1 protein-coding gene is annotated in these 855 nt (G+C 46.1%); it reads left to right on the top strand.

All coding sequences use genetic code 11. The features are described from left to right. Nucleotides 1–71 precede the first annotated feature (71 nt). The coding region (locus tag A3735_RS27685; RefSeq protein ID WP_197486105.1) for a peptidylprolyl isomerase at nucleotides 72–855 on the top strand (784 nt) is incomplete at its 3' end.

Genomic DNA, 855 nt, shown 5'->3' with positions numbered 1-855 from the left:
TTACTCACACCCACAAAAAATCACCTTCAATTCTGAGCCTATTATTTAGCACCCTACTAGGACTTAGCTGTATGGCCTCTGTGGCTCATGCTGAAGAAAACTCTAGACCTGAACTGAGGCCAAATGCAGTACTTCTAGACAAAGTCATCGCCATTGTCGATGACGATATCGTGATGCAGTCTGAGCTAGCCCAACGTGTAAACTCGATCACTAAACGCTTACAGCGCCAGAATACCCCTCTTCCCTCGTTGTCAGTTATGCGACAGCGTGTGCTTGATCAATTAATTCTTGAAAGCATCCAGCTACAAATGGCAAATCGTACCGGTATTCGTATTGGTGATGCCCAGCTTAATACCACTCTAGAGAATATCGCTCGTTCGAATAACATGACGCTCTCTCAGTTTGAAGCGCAACTTGAGCTAGAAGGCGACACCTACGCCAGTGCTCGTGAACAAATACACCGGGAAATGGTCATCTCCAGAGTTCAAAAAAGACAGGTTGACCAACGCGTAAGAGTCACCGAGCAAGAGGTTCAAGCATTCTTAGCCTCAAAAGAAGGTCGAACACAATCTGGCCTTGAGTACTTGATTGGCCATATCTTAATCGCACTCCCTGAATCAGCAGATAAAGAACAAGAAAGAGTAGCGCTAGATAAAGCAAACAACATTCTTAAAGAACTCAAGGCAGGTGAAGATTTCCAGAAAACGGCTGTTGCGCAATCTGACGGTCGCCAAGCACTTGAAGGCGGTGTAATTGGCTGGCGTAAAGAAAGTGAGCTACCAACTATCGCAGCTGACATCATACCCAGTTTGGCCATTCAGGAGCCCTCATCACTTATTCGTACCGGAAGTGGCT

This window comes from Oleiphilus sp. HI0061, from assembly GCF_001635675.1.
The sequence above is the reverse complement of the archived record's forward strand: the minus strand, read 5'-3'. Positions and strand labels throughout refer to the sequence as shown.